Here is a 21,774-nt window from a genome sequence, read left to right as displayed (position 1 = left end):
CGTGCGTACGTTGTGCTCCTCGACCCTGATCGGCGAGTTCTTCATCATCGGCTTCGCCGGGCTCGTGGCCATGAAGGACGACAGTCTGTCGGCCGGCGTGGTCTGGGCGGTGTGCGGGGTCGCGATGCTGCTCAGCGTGCTGCTGTGCGGCATGGTGACGCGGCCGGGCGGCGTGCAGCTGGGCTGGGCGCTCCAGATCGCCCTGATCATCAGCGGCATCTGGGTCCCGCTCATGTTCTTCCTCGGCGCCTGCTTCGCCGGCCTGTGGTGGGCCTCGGTCCACTTCGGCCGCAAGGTCGACGAGGCGAAGGCCCGCTGGGCGGCGGCGCAGGGGTAGCACGCCCGGCTGCCATGGTCGTGGTCACGCCCTGTAACCTCGGGCGTCACCGCACATCCAGTCCCACAAGGAGTCCCGCGAATGACCCAGCGCACGCTCGTCCTGCTCAAGCCCGATGCCGTCCGTCGCGGCCTGATCGGCGAGATCATCGGTCGTATCGAGCGCAAGGCCGGCTGGACGATCAGCGCGCTCGAGCTGCGCAGCCTGAGCCAGGAGACGCTGGAGACGCACTACGGCGAGCACAAGGGCAAGCCGTTCTACGAGCCGCTGGTCGCCTTCATGTCCTCCGGCCCCGTGGTCGCCCTGGTCGTCGAGGGCGAGCGCGTGATCGAGGGCGTGCGCCAGCTGGCCGGTCCGACGGACCCGATCGCCGCCGCCCCCGGTTCGATCCGCGGCGACTTCGGCACCATCGTCCGGGAGAACCTGATCCACGCATCCGACTCCGAGGAGTCCGCCGCGCGCGAGCTGAAGATCTTCTTCCCCGACTTCGCGTGAGGCTCCGCGTGAGACACGCGGTGTCCGCTCCGTGAGACCGACAGAGTTCGTTTTCTGATGCCGCGTCAGTCACGGAGCGCCACTGACCTGGGGCGGCCCGAGATTTCGGGCCGCTCTTCTGCATATGCGGCCCGTTTGGGGGAACGCAATCCTCCGTCGGCACGTCCCCATTAGCGGGGCGGGGACTCCCATGCTGACAATGGCGAAGACCCTCGCGCCGTGATCGTGCAGGCGAGACTACGATGGAGCCTCCACGCCACACCGCGTCCACCCTCTCGCCTACCTGACAAGCCATCAAAAGCTCCACTTGGGAAGGCCAGACGAATCCTGATGGGGAACTCAATGTCGTTCATCGGCCGTGACATGGCTGTCGACCTCGGGACCGCCAACACGCTGGTGTACGTCAGGGGTCGAGGGATCGTGCTCAATGAGCCGTCCGTGGTCGCGATCAACACCAACACCGGCGGCATCCTCGCGGTCGGTGCCGAAGCCAAGAAGATGATCGGGCGCACGCCGGGCAACATCGTGGCGGTCCGCCCGCTGAAGGACGGCGTGATCGCCGACTTCGAGATCACCGAGCGGATGCTCCGCTACTTCATCCTCAAGGTGCACAAGCGGCGCTACCTCGCCCGCCCGCGCGTCGTCGTCTGCGTGCCGTCCGGCATCACCGGCGTCGAGCGCCGCGCGGTCATCGAGGCCTCCTCGCAGGCCGGCGCCCGCCAGGTGCACATCATCGAGGAGCCGATGGCCGCGGCCATCGGCTCCGGCCTCCCGGTCCACGAGGCCACGGGGAACATGGTGGTCGACATCGGCGGCGGCACCACCGAGGTCGCGGTGATCTCGCTCGGCGGAATCGTCACGGCGCAGTCCATCCGCGTCGCGGGCGACGAGCTGGACAACGCGATCATCCAGCACATCAAGAAGGAGTACTCGCTCCTCCTCGGTGAGCGCACCGCCGAACAGATCAAGATCACGATCGGCTCGGCGTACGACCTCGACTCCGACGAACACACCGAGATCCGCGGCCGCGACCTCGTGTCCGGGCTGCCGAAGACCGTCGTCATCTCGGCGGCGGAGGTCCGCAAGGCGATCGAGGAACCGGTCAACGCGATCGTCGACGCCGTGAAGACCACCCTCGACAAGTGCCCGCCCGAGCTGTCGGGCGACGTCATGGACCGCGGCATCGTGCTCACCGGCGGCGGCGCCCTGCTGCGCGGCCTCGACGAGCGGCTGCGCCGCGAGACGGGCATGCCGATCCACATCGCCGAGGACCCGCTGGACAGCGTGGCGCTCGGCTCCGGCAAGTGCGTCGAGGAGTTCGAGGCGCTCCAGCAGGTCCTGGACGCCTCGCCGCGCAGATGATGTGAAGCGAAAACGTCCGCCGTACGAGTGCCTGCCACCTCGTGCGGCGGATCGTTGATATATAGGCAAGGCGTAAGAACTACCCAGATTCCGATGAGGAAGGCACGGCCGCCGCACGTGAGGGACACACGAGAGAGCCGGCTGCTCCTGGTGCTGCTGATCGCCATCGCGTTCGCACTGATCACGGTGGACATCCGCGGCGGTGAGGACTCGCCGGTCGACGGTGCCCGCCACGCCGCCGCCACGGTGTTCGGCCCGGTGGAGAACGGCGTCTCCGGCGCGGTCGATCCGATCGGCAACGCCATAAGCGCGGTCCGCGACTCCGACGAGCGGCACAACCGCATCGGCGAACTGGAGCACGAGAACGCCGCGTTGAAGGCCAAGCTCGGCAGCAGCGACCGCAACCGCAGCAAGGTCCGCCAGCTCGACTCCATGCTCAAGACCGCGGGCGCCGGCCAGTACGGCATCAAGGGCGCCCAGGTCATCGCCATCGGCTCGGCCCAGGGCTTCTCCTGGACCGTGACCATCGACGCCGGCGCCAACGACGGCCTCGAGCGCGACATGACGGTCCTCAACGGCGACGGGCTCGTCGGCCGCGTCACCACCGTCGGCCCGAACACCTCCACCGTGCTGCTCGCCAACGACCCGGACTTCACCGTCGGCACCCGCATGGAGAAGTCCGACGAGCTCGGCTTCGCGTCCGGCCAGGGCGACCGCCCGCTGCGCGTCCAGCTCCTCAACGGCAAGGCCAAGGTCAAGAAGGGCGAGCGGCTCGTCACCTTCGGCTCGCAGGCCGACAAGCCGTTCGTGCCCGGCGTCCCGGTCGGCCGCGTCGTCCGCGTCGACCCGTCCGGCGGCGACCTGACCCGCACCGTCTACGTGAAGCCGTACGTCGGCTTCACCAAGCTCGACATCGTCGGCGTCGTCGTCCAGGCACCCCGCACCGACCCGCGCGACACGGTGCTGCCGAAGAAACCCGCCAAGCCCAAGCCGACGCCCACCGTCACCGTGACGGCCACCCCGGGCGCCGACGGCCAGGGCGACGGCGCCGCAGGCAACAACGCAGACCAGCAGCAGTAGCAGGAGGAGCAAGGAATCATGCGCTTCAACCGGATGCTGCTCTCCACGGTCCTCGTCGTCGTGGCCCTCGTCCTCCAGGTCTGCGTCCTGGCCCGGCTGCAACTGCCCGGCGCCGTCCCCGACCTGATGCTCCTGACCGTCCTCGGCCTCGCTCTCGTCTACGGACACGTGGGCGGCGCCCTCGTCGGCTTCGGCGCGGGCCTCCTCGCGGACCTCGCCCCGCCCGCCGACCACGCCGCGGGCCGCTACGCCCTCGTGCTCTGCGTCATCGGCTACCTGGCCGGACTCGCCAAGCCGGACAGCGGCCAGCTGCGGTCCGCCGCCGGCCCGATGCTCGTCGTGGTCGGCGCCGCCATCGGCACCACCCTGCTGTACGCGGGCGTCGGCGCGCTCGTCGGCGACACCGCCGCGCGCGACGTCGGCCTCGGCAGCCTCATCTTCACCGCGGCCCTCTACGACCTGCTGCTCGCCCCGTTCGTCGTCCCCGGCATCATGGCGCTCGCCAGACGTGCCGAGAACGATCCGCTGGGCGACTCCTCCGGCGGCTCCGCCAAGGCCGCCGACGTCTCCGCGGGCTGGCTCTCCGGCGGCGGCACCGGCCTCAGCATCGGCGGCAAGAGCGGCGGCGGACTGCGCGTGAAGGCCGCCAGGCTGCGGGCCTCCCGCGCCGGCCGCATCAAGGGGGTCAAGCGCCTGTGAGCGCACGGCAATCGACCCACGACGTCGCAGGCACGCACAGCTTCGGCGTGTACACGTACTCGTACACGTCCTGAGAGGGGGAGCACGCCACCGTGACCAACATCCCCGAGACGGGCCGCACGCCACGCGTCCAGATCCGGCTCATCATCCTTCAGATCCTCGTCCTCTCCCTCCTGCTCACCCTCGGCGGGCGCCTCTGGTACCTCCAGATCCGCAACGGCGACGAGTACGCGAAGGAGGCGTCGGGGAACCACGTCCAGCAGGTCGTCACACCCGCGACCCGCGGCTCGATCCTCGACGCGCGCGGCATCCCGCTCGCCGACAACGAGACCCGCCTCGTCGTCTCCGCGTCCCGCACCGACCTGATGAAGATGGACGACGACGGCAAGGCCGTTCTCGCCAAGCTCGCCAAGGTCCTCGGCATGCAGCCCAAGACCATCCAGGAGAAGGTCAGGCTCTGCGACGCGAAGACGCCGCAGCCCTGCTGGAACGGCTCGCCGTACCAGCCCATCCCGATCACCGACGAGGCCACGCCCAAGCAGGCGCTCCAGATCCGCGAGCGCAGCGAGGACTTCCCCGGCATCACCGCCGAACCCACCGCCGTGCGCCGCTACGCGGGCCCCGGCGGCTCCAACACCGCGCAGGTGCTCGGCTACCTCTCCCCGGTCACCGACGCGGAGATCGAGAAGGCCAAGAACACCGACTCGCCGTATCTGCGCTCCGACCAGGTCGGCCGCTCCGGCCTCGAGCGCACCTACGACAAGGACCTGCGCGGCAAGGCGGGCGTCACCCGCTACGAGGTCGACAACCTCGGCCGCGTCATCGGCCGCGCCGAGAGCGACAAGGCGGAGCCCGGGGCCAACGTCGTCACGTCGATAGACGCCCGTGTGCAGGCCGTCGCCGAGAAGGAGCTCGACGCGGCGATGAAGGCCGCCCGCCACGAGTTCGACAAGAACACGGGCCGCAACTACAAGGCCGACGCCGGCTCCGTCGTCGTCATGGAGGCCAAGACCGGACGCGTCGTCGCCATGGCGTCCAACCCGACGTACGACCCGAACGCCTGGGTCGGCGGCATCTCCGGCAAGGACTACGCCAAGCTCACCGGCAAGAACTCCAACTACCCGCTGCTGAACCGGGCGATCCAGGGCCAGTCGGCGCCCGGCTCGATCTTCAAGGTCATCTCCAGCACCGCGGCGGTCAACGCCGGGTACCCGTTCAACGGCCGCTACCCCTGCACCAGCTCGTACTCGATCGGCAGCCAGGTCTTCAAGAACTTCGAGTCGGAGAACTTCGGCCCGATCAGCCTCGGCCGCGCCCTCGAGGTCTCCTGCGACACCGTCTTCTACGGCCTCGCCCACAAGGAGTGGCAGAAGCTCGGCGGCATCCACCCCAAGGGCGGCGTGAACGCCAACGACTACTTCTACAAGACGGCCCACCAGTTCGGCCTCGGCAAGGAGACCGGCATCGACCTCCCCAACGAGGTCAACGGCCGGGTCCCGGACCGCAAGTGGAAGCAGGAGTACTGGAAGGCCAACAAGGACGCCTGGTGCAAGGGCGGCAAGAAGGACGGCTCCTACGTCGAGCGCCTCAACTGGGAGAACTGCCGCCAGGGCAACGTGATGCGCGCCGGTGACGAGGTCAACTACTCCATCGGCCAGGGCGACACGCTCGTCACCCCGATCCAGATGGCGCGGATCTACGCGGCCATCTCCAACGGCGGCACCCTGTACCAGCCCGCCGTCGGCAAGGCGATCGTCAGCCCCGACGGCAAGCAGGTCAACGAGATCGCGCCCAAGTCGCAGGGCAAGCTGCCCATGACGAAGCAGACCCAGCGCCACATCGACCAGGCCCTCGCGGGCGTGGCGACCCGCGGCACCGCCGCCTGGCGGTTCGGCGGCTGGCCGCAGGACAAGATCCCGATGCACGCCAAGACCGGTACCGCGGAGGTCTACGGCAAGCAGACGACCTCGTGGTTCGCCACGTACACGAAGGACTACTCGATCGTCATGACGATCGCCCAGGGTGGTACGGGTTCCGGCGCGTCGGGCCCCGCGGTCCGCAAGATCTACGACGCCATCTACGGCGTCGACAGCAAGGGCGGCATCGACAAGAAGAAGGCGCTGCTGCCCACTCCGGAGAAGAACCTGCCGAAGATCCAGAAGGACGGTTCGATCGACGCCCCGGAGATCAAGCCGTTCGAGCCGGCCAAGGACACGACGCCCGCCCAGCAGGAGTTGGCGGCGACGCTGCCCACCTCCTCGTACGGCAACGGCAGGAGGGACTGACCAGTGACAGGCAACGGTTTCTCCGTCTCCGGCTACGGGCCGCAGCGCTCCACCATGACGCGGCTGATGGCCCGCGACTCGGTGATGCGCAGGCTCGACTGGCCGATGCTGCTGTCGGCGGTCGCGCTGTCGCTGATCGGCGCCGCGCTCGTCTACTCGGCGACCCGCAACAGGACCGAGCTCAACCAGGGCGATCCGTACTACTTCCTGTTCCGGCACCTGCTGAACACCGGCATCGGCATCGCGCTGATGGCGGGCACGGTCTGGCTCGGGCACCGGACGCTGCGCACGGCCGTGCCGATCCTCTACGGCATCTCGGTGTTCCTCGTCCTGCTCGTGCTCACGCCGCTCGGCGCGACCGTGAACGGGGCGCACGCGTGGATCGTCATCGGCGGCGGATTCTCGCTCCAGCCCTCCGAGTTCGTGAAGATCACGATCATCCTGGGCATGGCGATGATCCTCGCGACCCGCGTCGACGCGGGGGACCGCGAACATCCCGACCACCGGACCGTGCTCCAGGCCATCGGCCTCGCCGCGGTGCCGATGATGATCGTCATGCTGATGCCGGACCTCGGGTCCGTCATGGTCATGGTGATGATCGTGCTCGGCGTGCTGCTCGCCTCGGGCGCCTCGAACCGCTGGGTCCTCGGGCTCATCGGCGTCGGCGCCGCGGGCGCGGTCGCCGTGTGGCAGCTCGGCGTCCTCGACGACTACCAGATCGCCCGGTTCGCGGCCTTCGCCAACCCGGCGCTCGACCCGGCGGGCGTCGGCTACAACACCAACCAGGCGCGCATCGCGATCGGCTCCGGCGGCCTCACCGGATCGGGCCTCTTCCACGGCTCGCAGACCACCGGTCAGTTCGTGCCCGAGCAGCAGACGGACTTCGTGTTCACGGTGGCGGGCGAGGAGCTCGGCTTCGTGGGCGCGGGCCTCATCCTGGTGCTGCTCGGCGTGGTGCTGTGGCGGGCGTGCCGGATCGCGCGCGGCACGAGCGAGCTGTACGGCACGATCGTCGCGGCGGGCATCATCGCCTGGTTCGCCTTCCAGTCCTTCGAGAACGTCGGCATGACCCTCGGCATCATGCCGGTGGCCGGCCTCCCGCTCCCGTTCGTGTCGTACGGAGGCTCGTCGATGTTCGCGGTGTGGGTGGCGGTGGGCCTGTTGCAGTCGATCAAGGTGCAACGGCCGATGTCGGCCTAGGTCCCGCACCTTGGCCCCGTCGCCGCAGGCACCTAAATTCAGGTTATGGCGGAGACAAAGCGCGAGATCGAGCGGAAGTACGACGCCCCGACCGACCCCTTCCGGCTGCCCGACCTGCTCAAGGTCCCCGGCGTATCGGCCGTCGTCGACAAGGGCGTCGTCGAACTCGACGCCGTCTACTACGACACCGAGGACCAGCGCCTCGCCACCGACCGCATCACCCTGCGCCACCGCACGGGAGGCGACGACGCCGGCTGGCACCTGAAACTCCCGGTCGCCCTGGACGAGGGCGTCCGCGACGAGGTGCAGGCCCCGCCGTCCGCCACCCTGCCCCGCTCCTTCGCGGGCCTCGTACGCTCCCGGGTCCGCGACGCCGAGCTGATCCCGGTCGTCCGCCTCCGCTCCTCGCGGGACGTGTCCCACCTGACCGGCGCCGACGGCTCCCTCCTCGCCGAGGTGTGCGTCGACGCCGTGCGCGCCGAGCGGCCCGACGGGAAGCGCACCACCGCCTGGACCGAGATCGAGGTCGAACTCGCGGACGGCGCCGACCCGGCCTTCCTCGGCAAGGTCGAGAAACGCCTCCGCAAAGCAGGCGTCGAGCGCTCCGGGTCCGCGTCCAAGCTGGCCCGCGCCCTGGAGGAGACCGGGGCCGCGCGCCGCCCGAAGCGGAAGGCGGCCGGGCGGGGGGACACGGCGGGCGCGCACGTCCTCGCCCACCTGCGCGCCCAGCGCGACGCCCTCGTCGAGCTCGATCCCGCCGTCCGCCGCGACCTGCCGGACTCGGTGCACCAGATGCGCGTGGCCACCCGCCGCATCCGCAGCGCGTTCAAGACGTACAAGAAGGTGCTCGACCCGGCCGTCACCGGGCCCGTCGGCGAGGAGCTGAGGTGGCTCGCCGCCGAGCTGGGCATCGACAGGGACCGCGAGGTGCTCACCGAGCGGATCACCGGCCGCATGGACGCACTGCCGCGCACCCTGCTCCTCGGCCCCGTCCGCGGCCGCCTGCGCATCTGGGCCGTCGCCCGCCGCCAGGGCTCGCGCCGGCACACGGTCGCCGTGCTCGACGGCAGGCGCTACCTGGACCTGCTGACCGCCCTCGACGCGCTGCTCGCCGACCCGCCCCTGAAGTCCGCGGCGAAGCGCCCCGCCGCCGACGTGCTCGCCAAGGCCGCCCTCAAGGACCACGCCCGCCTCGCGACCCGCATCGAGCACGCCCTGGCGCTGCCCACCGGCGAGGACCGCGATCTCGCGATGCACGACGCCCGCAAGGCCGCCAAGCGCGCCCGGTACGCGGGGGAGACGGCCGTGCCTGCACTCGGGAAGCGGGCCAAGCGGTTCGCCCGGGGCATGAAGGACGTACAGACGGTGCTCGGCGACCACCAGGACAGCGTGGTGGCGCGCGAGACGCTGCGGGACCTGGCGATCCAGGCGCACGCCGCGGGGGAGTCCGCGTTCACCTGGGGCCTGCTGTACGGGCAGGAGCAGGCGACGGCGGCCGAGCGGGAGCGCGAGCTGCCGGAGGTGTGGAAGAGGGCGGCGGAACCGGACCTTTCCGCGGGTTAGGCTTGAGGGTCACCCCTGTCAGCTCACGAAGGTCCACGGTTATGTCTGCCGAAGCCGCCGCCTCGCCGGTGGAGTCCGTCTTTCCGCAGCTCGAAGCCCTGCTGCCGCATGTGCAGAAGCCGATCCAGTACGTCGGCGGTGAGCTGAACTCCACGGTGAAGCCGTGGGAGGAGTGCGACGTCCGCTGGGCGCTCATGTACCCGGACGCCTACGAGGTCGGCCTGCCCAACCAGGGCGTCATGATCCTCTACGAGGTCCTCAACGAGCGCGAGGGCGTCCTCGCCGAGCGCACCTACAGCGTGTGGCCCGACCTCGAGGAGCTCATGCGCAAGCACGAGGTCCCGCAGTTCACGGTCGACAGCCACCGCCCGGTGAAGGCCTTCGACGTGTTCGGCCTGTCCTTCTCCACCGAGCTCGGCTACACGAACATGCTGGCCGCGCTCGACCTGGCGGGCATCCCGCTGGAGTCCAAGGACCGCACCGTCGAGGACCCGATCGTGCTCGCGGGCGGCCACGCGGCCTTCAACCCGGAGCCGATCGCCGACTTCATCGACGCCGCGATCATCGGCGACGGCGAGCAGGCCGTGCTCGACATGACCGAGATCATCCGCAAGTGGAAGGCCGAGGGCCGGCCCGGCGGCCGCGAGGAGGTGCTGCTCCGCCTCGCGAAGACGGGCAGCGTCTACATCCCCGCGTTCTACGACGTCGAGTACCTGCCCGACGGCCGCATCGGCCGCGTCGTGCCCAACCGCTCCGGCGTCCCGTGGCGGGTCTCCAAGCACACCGTCATGGACCTCGACGAGTGGCCGTACCCGAAGCAGCCGCTCGTGCCGCTCGCGGAGACGGTGCACGAGCGGATGTCCGTCGAGATCTTCCGCGGCTGCACCCGCGGCTGCCGCTTCTGCCAGGCCGGCATGATCACGCGCCCCGTGCGGGAGCGAAGCATCACCGGCATCGGCGAGATGGTCGACAAGGGTCTCAAGGCGACCGGCTTCGAGGAGGTCGGCCTGCTCTCGCTGTCCTCGGCGGACCACTCCGAGATCGGCGAGGTCGCGAAGGGCCTGGCGGACCGGTACGAGGAGGACAAGATCGGCCTGTCCCTCCCGTCGACCCGCGTGGACGCCTTCAACATCGACCTCGCCAACGAGCTGACGCGCAACGGCCGCCGCTCGGGTCTGACGTTCGCCCCCGAGGGCGGCTCCGAGCGCATGCGCAAGGTCATCAACAAGATGGTCTCGGAAGAGGACCTGATCCGTACCGTCGCGACGGCGTACGGCAACGGCTGGCGGCAGGTGAAGCTGTACTTCATGCTCGGCCTGCCCACCGAGACCGACGAGGACGTCCTCCAGATCGCCGACATGGCGGCCAACGTCATCGCGAAGGGCCGCGAGGTCGCGGGCAACGACATCCGCTGCACGGTCTCCATCGGCGGTTTCGTGCCCAAGCCGCACACCCCGTTCCAGTGGGCGCCGCAGCTCAGCTCGGACGAGACGGACGCCCGTCTCGCCAAGCTCCGCGACAAGATCCGCGGCGACAAGAAGTACGGCCGCTCCATCGGCTTCCGCTACCACGACGGCAAGCCCGGCATCGTCGAGGGCCTGCTCTCCCGCGGCGACCGCCGCATCGGCCACGTCATCCGCGCCGTCTACGAGGACGGCGGCCGCTTCGACGGCTGGCGCGAGTACTTCTCGTACGACCGCTGGATGGAGTGCGCCGCGAAGACGCTGCCCGAGCACGGCGTCGACGTCGACTGGTACACGACGCGCGAGCGCACCTACGAGGAGGTCCTGCCCTGGGACCACCTGGACTCCGGTCTCGACAAGGACTGGCTCTGGGAGGACTGGCAGGACGCGCTCGACGAGACCGAGGTCGACGACTGCCGCTGGACGCCGTGCTTCGACTGCGGCGTGTGCCCCGCGATGGACACCGAGATCCAGATCGGCCCGACGGGCAAGAAGCTGCTGCCGCTGACCGTCGTCAAGTAGGACGCGTACGCGCGCGACGAAGGGGCGGCCGGTCATGGACCGGCCGCCCCTTCGCCTCGCGCGGTCCTACTTGCTGGCCGCGAAGCGCATCAGGGCGTGCTCGTCACCCTGCTTGATCTTGCCGGGGGTGTTGATGACCTCCAGCTTCCAGGAGCTGCCGACGCGCATGGCCTTGGCGACCGCGCAGCCGTTGTCGTTGGTCATCAGGGACGGCCAGATGTCGGCGACCTGCTGGGAGCTGCCGCCCGTCGCGTCGTAGACCTTGAAGCTGATGTTCCGGGCCTTCTGGAACGAGCTGCCCTTCTTGTACGCCGCCGCCACGAACACGATCGACGTGATCTGCTGCGGAAGCCGGGAGAACTCGACGGTGACGGTCTCGTCGTCGCCGTCGCCCTTGCCGGTCTGGTTGTCACCGCTGTGCACGAGCGAGCCGTTGCCCATCGGGTCCAGGGAGTCGAGCCCCGCCAGGCGCACCGGGTCCCCGCCCTGCATGGCGATGGCGATCAGGTCGAGGTCCGTCCCCTGCTTGCGGCGCAGCGCGCCGAGCACGCCGCCGCTGCTGCCCGCGGTCGGGTCCCAGGACACTCCGATGGACAGGTGGGTCACCCCGTCCAGGTCGGCGGGGCCGTCTTCCTTGGTGAGCGTGATCATGCGTATTCCTCCCCCTTTGGGCACAACCGCGAAATTGCGGACTGCCCCGAACATACGACGTACGGGACCGGATCGGCCATGCCGGGTCGCATCCGCGGCGGCTTCCCGAGCGTCTGGAGAGACATGGACATGGAAAAGCGCCCCCGGCCCGCCGACGAGGGCTGCCTCGTGGCCGCGATCCGGCTGCCGCTGCGGATCGTCATGGTCGTCGTCGTGGTGCCCCTGCGGCTCGTCTGGGACGCGCTCGCGGCGGTCGGCCGATTCCTCGGCAGGTGGCTGCTGCTGCCGTTCGCGCGGGCGATCGGCTGGGTGCTGTACGGGCTGCTCGTGTGGCCCATCCTGATGCTGTGGCGCTACGTGCTCGCGCCCATCGGCCGCGCGCTCCTGTGGCTCGGCCGCGTGCTGCTCGTCGTCCCCGCCGTGTGGCTGTACGTCCATGTGCTCGCCCCCGTCGGGCGGGCGCTGTGGCGGTACGTGCTGGCGCCGATCGGAACGTACGTGCTCGCGCCGATCGGGCGGGCCCTCGCCGTCGTCGGCCGCGAGGTGTGGGACGCCCTGCGGGTTGCCTGGCGGGTGGCCGGGTACGTGTCCCGTGCGGTCGGCCGCGCGCTGCGGTGGCTGATCGTGGACCCGCTGCGGTGGGTGTACCGCACCGTGCTCACCCCGGTCGGGCACGTCGTGCGCGACTACGTGCTCAGGCCCGTCGCCCGCGTGGCGGCGAGCGTCCGCGCGGCGGCCCGGCAGGCGCGGGCCGACGTGCGACGGTTGCTGTTCGGCCCGGAGCGCCGGCCTGAACCGCTGGTCAGGGACCAGCGGGAACCGGAGGGCCCGCGGGGACGTAGTCTTGACAGCAGTACGACCGCTCTCACGAAGAACGCATTCATTAAGGATTAGGACACTGGGCAAGCGACAGCCCGTAGGCCCGCCGCCCGCACCCGCGGTGCAGCGCATCCGACTGCGCTACACCAAGCGCGGCCGCCTCCGGTTCACCAGCCACCGTGACTTCCAGCGCGCTTTCGAGCGTGCGCTGCGCCGCGCCGAGGTACCCATGGCGTACTCGGCGGGGTTCACGCCGCACCCGAAGGTGTCCTACGCCAATGCCGCACCCACCGGCACGGGCAGTGAGGCCGAGTACCTGGAGATCGCGCTCACCGCGCCGCGCGACCCCGAGAAGCTCAGGCAGCTCCTCGACGAGTCGATGCCCGCGGGCCTCGACATCGTGGACGCCGTTGAGGCCCGCACCTCGGGCCTCGCCGACCGGCTCACCGCCTCCGTGTGGGAGCTGCGGCTCGACGGCGTGAGCGTCGACGAGGCCGCGCGGGCCGCGGAGGCGTTCCGCGCCGCCGAGACCGTCGAGGTACAGAGGAAGACAAAGAGCGGGATCCGGACGTTCGACGCCCGCGAGGCCGTGGTCAGCCTGGAGGCCGTCGAGGTTTCCGACGTTTCGGCTGGTCCGGCTGATAGGCCGGGCGAGGCGGCCTGTGCGATACTGCGGCTGGTTGTTCGGCACGTGACGCCTGCCGTTCGACCCGACGACGTCCTGTCCGGTCTTCGCGCCGTGGCCGACCTGGCGCCGCCGGTCCCCGCAGCGGTGACCAGGCTGGCGCAGGGGCTTTTCGGCGAAGAGACCGGCACGGTGACCGACCCGCTCGCGCTCGACCGCGAGGCAGACCCGACCGCCCCACAAACGGCGGCCGCGGGAACTGCCACCGCGACGGCGCCTGCCGCGGAAGGTCCCGCGTAAGGCGGTCGTCGTAGCGCCGCCCTCGTACTCGGGAGCCACCTGGGTCGGGCAGCGCACCCACCCAAGGACTTTCGCCAGGCCGTACGTACATCGCGTACCGGAACCGGCGAGAACAGACAGAAGAGCCTCCGTGCGGCGCCCGCGCCCCGGACCGGCGGCACCGCGCTCATCGTGCAGCGCGCGAGCCGCAGACGTCACCGGTCACGGACCAGGCGCGGCGCCCGGAGGCCGACGGGAGATCCACCCGCATGCCCGAGACCGAACCCACCAACCCCCAGCTGGACAGCCCCAGCGACACCCTGCCCCCGCGCCGCAGGCGCCGGGCCGCGTCGCGCCCCGCGGGCCCGCCGGTCGCGGCAGGCGCCGCCACCGAGGACGCCGCAGTCGCCATACCGGCCACTGCCGCCCCGAGCACTCCGGCCGCCGACACCCAGGCGGACGTCGAGACCCCCGAGACCACCCCGGCGCCCGCCGCCCGGCCGCGCCGCCGCGCGACCCGACGCGCCTCCGCGCCCGCCGGTGCGCCCGCGCAGGCCGCCGAGACGACGACCGTGGTGGCGGAGCCCGCCGAGCCGGTCGCCGAGCCCGAGCAGGCCCCGGCCGCCGCCGCTTCCGACGAGCCGGCCGCGCCGCGCCGTCGCCGCCGCGCCACGCGCTCCGTGTCGGCGCCCGCCGCCGAGGCCGAGACGCCCGCCGTGACCGCCGAGCCCGCCGACGAGGAGGCCTCCGAGGAGGTCGCCGAGCCGGTCGCCGCCGTCGAGGAGCCGGCCGCCCCGCGCCGCAACCGCCGCCGCGCCACCCGCACCACGTCGGCCCCGACCGCTGCCGCCGCCGCTTCCGACGCGGACGAGCCGGAGGACGAGCAGGCCGCCGAAGCCGTCGAGGCCGACGAGCCCGCCGCCGTCGAGGAGCCCGCCGCCGTCGAGGAGCCCGCCGCCCCGCGCCGCAACCGCCGCCGCGCCACGCGCTCCGCGTCCGCGCCCGCCGCCGAGGCCGAGACGCCCGCCGTGACCGACGAGCCCGCCGCCGAGCCGGTCGCCGACGAGGGCGGCCCGCGCCGCAACCGCCGCCGCGCCACCCGCGACGGCTCCGCGCCCGCCGCCCCGCCCGAGGTCTCCGACGCCATCGCCGCCGAGGCCGACGCCGAGACCGCGGAGGACGAGGGCCCGCGCCGCCGTCGCCGCGCCACCCGCAAGGCCGCCGGCGGCTTCGCCGAGCCCAAGGCCGCGAAGGGCTCCAAGGGCAAGGCGGGAGCCCGCGACGAGCAGGCCGACGAGACGCGCCCGAAGCGCCCCTCCGTCGCCACGTTCCAGGCGCCCGTCTTCACCGAGCCGATGTTCCAGACGCCGGAGCGCGCCGCCGCCGCTGCCGCGGCCGAGGCCGCCGAGGAGAAGCGCCCCGAGCCCGAGCAGGCCGCCCCCGTCGAGGAGGAGCAGCTCGGCCCGCGCCGTCGCCGCCGCCGTCGCGCGTCCGACGAGCAGCCCGCCGCCGAGACCGCGCCCGCCGCCGAGGCCCCCGAGGCCGAGACCGAGGCCCAGGACCAGCGGTCCGAGGAGAACGGCGAACACGACGAGAACGACGAGCACGGGGACCGCCCGGCCCGCCGCCGTCGCCGTGGTGGCCGTCGCCGTCGCCGCGGCGAGTCCGCCGACGCCGAGCACGAGCACGACACGGACACCGAGTCCGAGTCCGCCGACTCCGGCTCCGACGAGGACACCGAGGCGCAGGCCGCCGAGTCCGACGACGAGCGCTCCGACTCCGACGAGCAGCGCGACGAGTCCGCCGGTTCCGGCGGTTCGAGCAGCAGCCGTCGCCGTCGTCGCCGTCGCCGCCGCGCCGGGGACGCCTCGACCGAGGCCGAGACGTCGACCGACGACCCGGAGCGCACGGTCGTGAAGGTCCGCGAGCCGCGCAAGAAGGAAGAGAAGTCGACCTCCTCGGACGAGGTGCAGTCCATCAAGGGCTCCACCCGTCTGGAGGCGAAGAAGCAGCGCCGCCGCGAGGGCCGCGAGCAGGGCCGCCGCCGCGTCCCGATCATCACCGAGGCCGAGTTCTTGGCGCGCCGCGAGGCCGTCGAGCGCGTCATGGTCGTCCGCCAGCAGGGCGAGCGCACCCAGATCGGCGTGCTCGAGGACGACATCCTCGTCGAGCACTACGTCAACAAGGAGCAGTCGACCTCCTACGTCGGCAACGTCTACCTGGGCAAGGTCCAGAACGTGCTGCCGTCGATGGAGGCCGCCTTCATCGACATCGGCAAGGGCCGCAACGCCGTGCTCTACGCCGGTGAGGTCAACTTCGAGGCGCTCGGCATGGCCAACGGGCCGCGCCGCATCGAGACCGCCCTCAAGTCGGGCCAGTCCGTGCTCGTGCAGGTCACCAAGGACCCGATCGGCCACAAGGGCGCCCGCCTGACCAGCCAGGTCTCGCTGCCCGGCCGCTACCTGGTGTACGTGCCCGAGGGCTCGATGACCGGCATCAGCCGCAAGCTGCCCGACACCGAGCGCGCCCGCCTGAAGACCATCCTCAAGAAGATCGTCCCCGAGGACGCGGGCGTCATCGTGCGCACCGCCGCCGAGGGGGCGAGCGAGGACGAGCTGCGCCGCGACGTCGAGCGTCTGCAGGCCCAGTGGGAGGACATCCAGAAGAAGTCCAAGCAGATCTCGACGTCGTCGCCGAGCCTGCTGTACGGCGAGCCGGACATGACCGTCCGCGTCGTCCGCGACATCTTCAACGAGGACTTCTCCAAGGTCATCGTCTCCGGCGACGAGGCGTGGGAGACCATCCACGGCTACGTCGACCACGTGGCGCCCGACCTGTCGGACCGCCTCCAGAAGTGGACGTCCGAGGTCGACGTCTTCGCGACGTACCGGATCGACGAGCAGCTCGCCAAGGCGCTCGACCGCAAGGTGTGGCTGCCGTCCGGCGGCTCCCTGGTGATCGACAAGACCGAGGCCATGATCGTGGTCGACGTCAACACCGGTAAGTTCACCGGCCAGGGCGGCAACCTCGAAGAGACCGTGACCAGGAACAACCTGGAGGCGGCCGAGGAGATCGTCCGCCAGCTGCGCCTTCGCGACCTGGGCGGCATCGTCGTCATCGACTTCATCGACATGGTCCTGGAGTCCAACCGGGACCTGGTCCTGCGGCGCCTGCTCGAATGCCTGGGCAGGGACCGTACGAAGCACCAGGTCGCCGAGGTCACGTCGCTGGGTCTCGTCCAGATGACCCGCAAGCGCGTCGGCCAGGGCCTCCTGGAGTCCTTCTCCGAGACCTGCGTGCACTGCAACGGCCGCGGCGTCATCGTCCACATGGAGCAGGCCTCCGCGTCGGGCGGTGGCGGCGGCAAGCGCAAGAAGCGCGGCCGCGGCGGCAACGGCGAGCACCAGCACGAGACGCACGAGGCGGCCCCGGCCGCCGAGCAGCCCGCCGCCGAGACCGAGGCCGAGGTCGCCGCGGAGGCGGCCGCCCCCATGGCGCTGCCCGAGCCGGAGTTCGTCCCGGACGAGGAGCTGTACTCCAGCGCCGCCGAGGCGGAGGCCGCAGCGGGCAGCCGTGGCCGCTCGCGGCGCCGCGCCACCCGCCGTGCGTCGGCCCCGGCCGGTGCCCCGAAGGCGGAGGCCGAGAAGCCGGCCCGGTCCGGCCGCAAGGCCAAGGCCGACAGGGCGGCGCAGGCCGACAAGCCCGCGCAGGCCGAGGAGCCGCAGGCCGTCGAGGCCGAGGCCCCCGCGCCCGAGCCGGTCGTCGAGGAGCCGAAGGCCGCCGAGGCCGTCGCCCCCGAGCCGGTCGAGGCCGAGGCCCCCGCGCCGCGTCAGCGCCGCCGTGCCACGCGCAAGGCGACCGCTCCCGCCGGTTCCCCGAAGGCGTCCTCGGACGAGGCCGTCGCCGTGGTGACCGTCACGGAGCCCGCCAAGCCGGAGCCGTCCGAGGAGCCGAAGGCCGCCGAGCCGGAGGAGCCGAAGGCGGAGGCCGCCGAGGCCGCCGCCCCGGCCCGCCCGCGCCGCCGCGCCGTCCGCAGGGCGACCGCGCCGGCCACCGCGGGAGAGGCCGCCGTCGTGGTCGTCCCGTCGGCCACGGAGGAGACGCCCGCCGAGGCCGCCGAGCCGAAGGAGGCCGAGGAGGCGCCCGCCGCCAAGAAGGCCGCCCGCAAGACGGCCAAGAAGGCGACGGCGAAGAAGGCCGCCACCAAGAAGGCGACGGCCAAGAAGACGGCCGCGTCCGACGAGGTCCCGTCCGAGGAGGCGACCGAGAAGGCCGCCAAGAAGACGGCGGCGAAGAAGACGACGGCCAAGAAGGCGGCGGCCAAGAAGACCACCGCCAAGAAGGCCGCCACGAAGAAGACGGCAGCCAAGAAGACGACCGCGAAGAAGACCGCGGCGGCCGAGCAGCAGTCGCTGTCGTCCGTCTCGGCCGCGGCCGACGAGAGCTGAGTCCACCGCCCGCACACCGGACGGTCGCGCCCCCGCACAGCACCGCTGTGCGGGGGCGTCGTCGTACGCGCTGTGCACGAGAGGTCTCGAAGAGCACTCGTTTCGCACCCCGCCTCTTGGATCACGGGCAACCGCCTGTAAAACTCATCCAGTCATACAAGTGAAGGGCTCGGGTGGGCGTTGGGGAGACGCGTACTCGTGTCAGGGGAGGGGTTGTGATGGCGCACGTGCGTCTCAGAGGCACGGGCCGGCACCGGGCGGCGAAACCGGTCAAGGGCGGACGGCAGATGGTGGCGCTCGCCACCGTGCTCACGGCGGCGGGGGTGCAGTCGGGGGTCGCCGCGGGAACCGCGCAGGCGGACGGGGCCAGGACCTGGACCGAGGGCCCGATCTTCAACGATCCACTGGGCACCCCCCAGGAGCAGTACGCCATCCGCACCCGGCTCGTCGAGCTGACGGACGCGGCGCTGCCGGGATCGACCATCAAGGTCGCCGTCTTCCACGTGTGGGAGCAGACGATCGTCGACGCGCTCAAGCGGGCCAGGGACCGCGGCGTGCGCGTACAGATCCTGCTCGACTCCACGAGCAAGACCGACCGCCCGGACAACACGGTCTACTCGCAGCTGGTCGCGCTCTTCGGCACCAGCCGCGCCAACCCGTCCTTCGTGCAGCTGTGCCCCACGAACAAGTCCTGCCTCGGCGACCCGAAGTTCGGGAAGTCGATCATGCACAACAAGTTCTGGCTGTTCTCGGCCGTCGAGGGCGCCACGAACGTCGTCGTGCAGACCACGGCGAACTCCACGCCGTCCGCGAGCACGAAGTTCTTCAACGACGCGCTCCAGCTGCCGAACAACCCGGTCCTCTACGGCGCCTACTCCGACTACTTCGACGACATGGTCGTCAAGGACTGGGCGAACTGGGACTACCGCACGGTCAGCAACGGCCGCTACAAGGCGTACTTCTTCCCGCGGGCCGGCACCACGAACTCCACGGACACCCTGCACTCGGTGCTCAACAACGTCTCGTGCACCTACAAGGACGCCGCGACCGGCACCACCAAGCGGACGGTCGTGCGCGCCGCGATCTTCCAGATCACCCGGCAGGCCATCGCCGACAAGCTGGTCTCGCTGAAGAAGGCGGGCTGCACGGTCCAGATCGAGTACGCGACGTCCGACAGCGGCACCTGGACGTCGATGCATGCCTCCGGCGCCCCGCCGCTGCGCTGCTACAACGACCCGCGGACCTCGCCGACGACGCCGTACATCATCCACACCAAGTACGTGGCGATCGACGGCATGTACGACGGGGCCCGCAACAAGATCACGTTCACCGGCTCGCAGAACGCCTCGAACCCGGCGCTGCGCGAGAACGACGAGGCGTACGTCAAGATCGACGACGACTCCGTGCACAACACGTACGTGCAGCACTTCAACAAGGTGTGGGGCGTCGCCTACCCGGGCGCGGCCGACAACACGAGCCTGTGCAAGGGCGTCAAGACGCTGCCGCAGGACGGTGAGGTCAAGACCACGTGAGCCCGTCGGTCAGGGGCCGGTTTGCCCTTCGGTGGGGCGACCCGTAACCTTGACCGTCGGCGTGTCCATCGATGCGCCTCACTCCCGTAAACCTTTTTCCTGCCGGAGTTCCTCGTGAGCACCGGGAGAGGCCGCCTCGCGCGGCTGGACTGCGGGAGTTCCGTTCCGAGCGAGAGAGAGATCCGCGTGTACGCCATCGTGCGCAGCGGTGGTCGCCAGCACAAGGTTGCTGTCGGCGACATCGTTGAGGTTGACAAGATTTCCACCGCCAAGGTTGGCGACGCCGTAGAGCTCTCTACGCTGCTCGTTGTCGACGGCGACGCCGTGACCAGCGACCCGTGGGTGCTGGCCGGCATCAAGGTCCAGGCCGAGGTCGTGGACCACCACAAGGGCGCGAAGATCGACATCCTTCGCTACAAGAACAAGACCGGTTACCGCCGTCGCCAGGGCCACCGCCAGCAGTACACGGCGCTCAAGGTCACCGGCATCCCCACGGCTGCGAAGTAAGGGACTGAGACAAGATGGCACACAAGAAGGGCGCATCGTCCACTCGGAACGGGCGCGACTCCAATGCTCAGCGGCTCGGCGTGAAGCGCTTCGGCGGTCAGGCCGTCAACGCCGGTGAGATCCTGGTCCGCCAGCGCGGCACCCACTTCCACCCCGGCAACGGCGTGGGCCGCGGCAAGGACGACACGCTGTTCGCCCTTGACGCCGGTGCGGTGGAGTTCGGTACCCACCGTGGCCGCAAGGTCGTGAACATCGTCCCGGTCGTCTGAGACTCCTGACGGGTTTCTGACCGGTACGTTCGCGTACTTCGGTTTTTCGCGAGGCGGACCTCACTTCCCTTCCGGGGAAGCGGGTCCGCCTTTCGCGTGTTGCAGTAGAGACATTTCCGTACGTAGACCGCGTACTGCTATCTGGAGGCACTGAACCATGACCACCTTCGTGGACCGCGTCGAACTGCATGTCGCCGCGGGTAGCGGGGGCCACGGCTGTGCCTCCGTCCACCGTGAGAAGTTCAAGCCGCTCGGCGGCCCGGACGGCGGCAACGGCGGCCGTGGCGGCGACGTGATCCTGGTCGTCGACCAGGACGTCACGACGCTCCTCGACTACCACCACCACCCGCACCGCAAGGCGACGAACGGCGCGCCCGGTGCCGGTGACCACCGCGCGGGCAAGGACGGCCAGGACCTCGTCCTGACGGTGCCCGACGGCACGGTCGTCCTCGACAAGCAGGGCAACGTGCTGGCGGACCTCGTCGGCCAGGGCACCACGTTCGTCGCGGCCCAGGGCGGGCGGGGCGGCCTCGGCAACGCGGCGCTGGCCTCCGCCCGCCGCAAGGCGCCCGGCTTCGCGCTGCTCGGCGTGCCCGGCGACGAGCGGGACGTCGTCCTCGAGCTCAAGACCGTCGCGGACGTCGCGCTGGTCGGCTACCCGAGCGCCGGCAAGTCCTCCCTCATCTCGGTCCTGTCGGCCGCCAAGCCGAAGATCGCGGACTACCCGTTCACGACGCTGGTCCCGAACCTCGGCGTGGTGACGGCCGGCTCGACCGTCTACACGATCGCCGACGTGCCAGGACTCATCCCCGGCGCCAGCAAGGGCAAGGGCCTCGGCCTGGAGTTCCTGCGGCACGTGGAGCGGTGCAGCGTGCTCGTGCACGTGCTCGACACGGCGACGCTCGAGTCCGACCGCGACCCCGTCTCCGACCTCGACGTCATCGAGGAGGAGCTGAAGGAGTACGGCGCGGGCCTCGAGAACCGTCCGCGGCTCGTCGTCCTCAACAAGATCGACGTGCCCGACGGCCAGGACCTCGCCGACATGGTGCGGCCCGACCTGGAGGAGCGCGGCTACCGCGTCTTCGAGGTGTCCGCCGTCGCCCACAAGGGGCTCAAGGAGCTGTCGTACGCGCTCGCCGAGCTGGTGTCCGAGGCGCGGGCCGCGAAGCCGAAGGAGGAGGCGACCCGGATCGTCATCCGGCCCAAGGCCGTCGACGACGCTGGCTTCACCGTCAAGCGGGAGGACGCCGAGGGCGAGCCGCTGTTCCGCGTCCGCGGCGAGAAGCCGGAGCGCTGGGTGCGCCAGACCGACTTCAACAACGACGAGGCGGTCGGCTACCTCGCGGACCGGCTCGCGCGGCTCGGCGTCGAGGAAGAGCTGATGAAGGCGGGCGCGCGGCACGGTGACGGCGTCGCGATCGGCCCCGAGGACAACGCGGTCGTCTTCGACTGGGAGCCCACGGTGATGGCCGGCGCGGAGATGCTCGGCCGACGCGGCGAGGACCACCGCTTCGAGGCGCCGCGGCCCGCGGCGCAGCGGCGGCGGGACCGACAGGCGGAGCGGGACGAGTCGGAACGCGAATACGACGAGTTCGACCCGTTCTAGCCCTCGCTCGACCGTTGGGCCGCACCACAATG

Annotated in this window: 17 protein-coding genes; 16 read left to right on the top strand and 1 reads right to left on the bottom strand. The window is 70.9% G+C overall.

Going from position 1 to position 21,774, the window contains the following annotated elements; all coding sequences use genetic code 11:
- Position 1 precedes the first annotated feature (1 nt).
- The 9 genes from ACTWJ8_RS15100 to ACTWJ8_RS15060 all read left to right on the top strand — a co-directional run bounded on the left by ACTWJ8_RS15100 (position 2) and on the right by ACTWJ8_RS15060 (position 11,006).
- Positions 2–337, top strand: coding sequence for a DUF4233 domain-containing protein (locus tag ACTWJ8_RS15100; protein ID WP_356376917.1), 336 nt, complete (start codon positions 2–4; stop codon positions 335–337).
- A gap of 81 nt (positions 338–418) precedes the next feature.
- Positions 419–832 (top strand): nucleoside-diphosphate kinase, encoded by a 414-nt coding sequence (gene ndk / locus ACTWJ8_RS15095; protein ID WP_356376920.1) that lies wholly within the window; start codon positions 419–421, stop codon positions 830–832.
- Positions 833–1,174: 342 nt separating this feature from the next.
- A complete protein-coding gene (locus ACTWJ8_RS15090; protein ID WP_266719674.1) occupies positions 1,175–2,194 on the top strand; it encodes a rod shape-determining protein in 1,020 nt (339 codons plus the stop codon).
- Between the two features lie 117 nt (positions 2,195–2,311).
- Complete coding sequence (gene mreC, locus ACTWJ8_RS15085; protein ID WP_356376923.1) at positions 2,312–3,274, top strand: rod shape-determining protein MreC; 963 nt, start codon at positions 2,312–2,314, stop codon at positions 3,272–3,274.
- A gap of 18 nt (positions 3,275–3,292) precedes the next feature.
- Positions 3,293–3,973, top strand: coding sequence for a rod shape-determining protein MreD (gene mreD, locus ACTWJ8_RS15080; protein WP_356376926.1), 681 nt, complete (start codon positions 3,293–3,295; stop codon positions 3,971–3,973).
- Between the two features lie 92 nt (positions 3,974–4,065).
- On the top strand, positions 4,066–6,258 hold the full coding sequence (gene mrdA, locus ACTWJ8_RS15075; protein ID WP_356376929.1) for a penicillin-binding protein 2: 2,193 nt from the start codon (positions 4,066–4,068) through the stop codon (positions 6,256–6,258).
- Positions 6,259–6,261: 3 nt separating this feature from the next.
- Positions 6,262–7,458, top strand: a complete 1,197-nt coding sequence (gene rodA, locus ACTWJ8_RS15070) for a rod shape-determining protein RodA (RefSeq protein ID WP_356376932.1) — start codon at positions 6,262–6,264, stop codon at positions 7,456–7,458.
- A 45-nt stretch (positions 7,459–7,503) separates the two neighbouring features.
- Positions 7,504–9,021, top strand: a complete 1,518-nt coding sequence (locus ACTWJ8_RS15065) for a CYTH and CHAD domain-containing protein (protein ID WP_443264085.1) — start codon at positions 7,504–7,506, stop codon at positions 9,019–9,021.
- Between the two features lie 41 nt (positions 9,022–9,062).
- Entirely contained in the window at positions 9,063–11,006 is a 1,944-nt protein-coding gene (locus tag ACTWJ8_RS15060; RefSeq protein ID WP_356376938.1) for a TIGR03960 family B12-binding radical SAM protein, read from the top strand.
- A gap of 66 nt (positions 11,007–11,072) precedes the next feature.
- Here the strand turns inward: ACTWJ8_RS15060 and ACTWJ8_RS15055 are convergent, their stop codons facing one another.
- Positions 11,073–11,657, bottom strand: coding sequence for a TerD family protein (locus tag ACTWJ8_RS15055; RefSeq protein WP_356376941.1), 585 nt, complete (start codon positions 11,655–11,657; stop codon positions 11,073–11,075).
- A 123-nt stretch (positions 11,658–11,780) separates the two neighbouring features.
- Between ACTWJ8_RS15055 and ACTWJ8_RS15050 the strand changes: the two genes are divergently transcribed.
- From ACTWJ8_RS15050 to obgE, 7 genes are all read left to right on the top strand, one after another.
- Positions 11,781–12,551 carry a hypothetical protein gene (locus ACTWJ8_RS15050; protein WP_443264084.1) on the top strand — a complete coding sequence of 257 codons (771 nt, stop codon included), beginning with the start codon at positions 11,781–11,783 and terminating at the stop codon, positions 12,549–12,551.
- Positions 12,552–12,597: 46 nt separating this feature from the next.
- On the top strand, positions 12,598–13,401 hold the full coding sequence (locus tag ACTWJ8_RS15045) for a TIGR03936 family radical SAM-associated protein (protein ID WP_443264083.1): 804 nt from the start codon (positions 12,598–12,600) through the stop codon (positions 13,399–13,401).
- Between the two features lie 248 nt (positions 13,402–13,649).
- The gene (locus ACTWJ8_RS15040; protein WP_443264082.1) at positions 13,650–17,828 is read left to right on the top strand and encodes an Rne/Rng family ribonuclease; all 4,179 of its coding nucleotides are present in this window, start codon (positions 13,650–13,652) and stop codon (positions 17,826–17,828) included.
- Positions 17,829–18,046: 218 nt separating this feature from the next.
- Positions 18,047–19,360, top strand: coding sequence for a phospholipase D-like domain-containing protein (locus ACTWJ8_RS15035; protein ID WP_356376953.1), 1,314 nt, complete (start codon positions 18,047–18,049; stop codon positions 19,358–19,360).
- 186 nt (positions 19,361–19,546) lie between these two features.
- The gene (gene rplU, locus ACTWJ8_RS15030) at positions 19,547–19,867 is read left to right on the top strand and encodes a 50S ribosomal protein L21 (protein WP_356376956.1); all 321 of its coding nucleotides are present in this window, start codon (positions 19,547–19,549) and stop codon (positions 19,865–19,867) included.
- 14 nt (positions 19,868–19,881) lie between these two features.
- Positions 19,882–20,136 (top strand): 50S ribosomal protein L27, encoded by a 255-nt coding sequence (rpmA, locus tag ACTWJ8_RS15025; protein WP_266719696.1) that lies wholly within the window; start codon positions 19,882–19,884, stop codon positions 20,134–20,136.
- A gap of 157 nt (positions 20,137–20,293) precedes the next feature.
- Positions 20,294–21,742, top strand: coding sequence for a GTPase ObgE (obgE, locus tag ACTWJ8_RS15020; RefSeq protein ID WP_443264081.1), 1,449 nt, complete (start codon positions 20,294–20,296; stop codon positions 21,740–21,742).
- Positions 21,743–21,774: the final 32 nt, after the last annotated feature.

The organism is Streptomyces sp. SDT5-1 (assembly GCF_052245995.1).
Classification (GTDB): domain Bacteria; phylum Actinomycetota; class Actinomycetes; order Streptomycetales; family Streptomycetaceae; genus Streptomyces.
The sequence above is the reverse complement of the archived record's forward strand: the minus strand, read 5'-3'. Positions and strand labels throughout refer to the sequence as shown.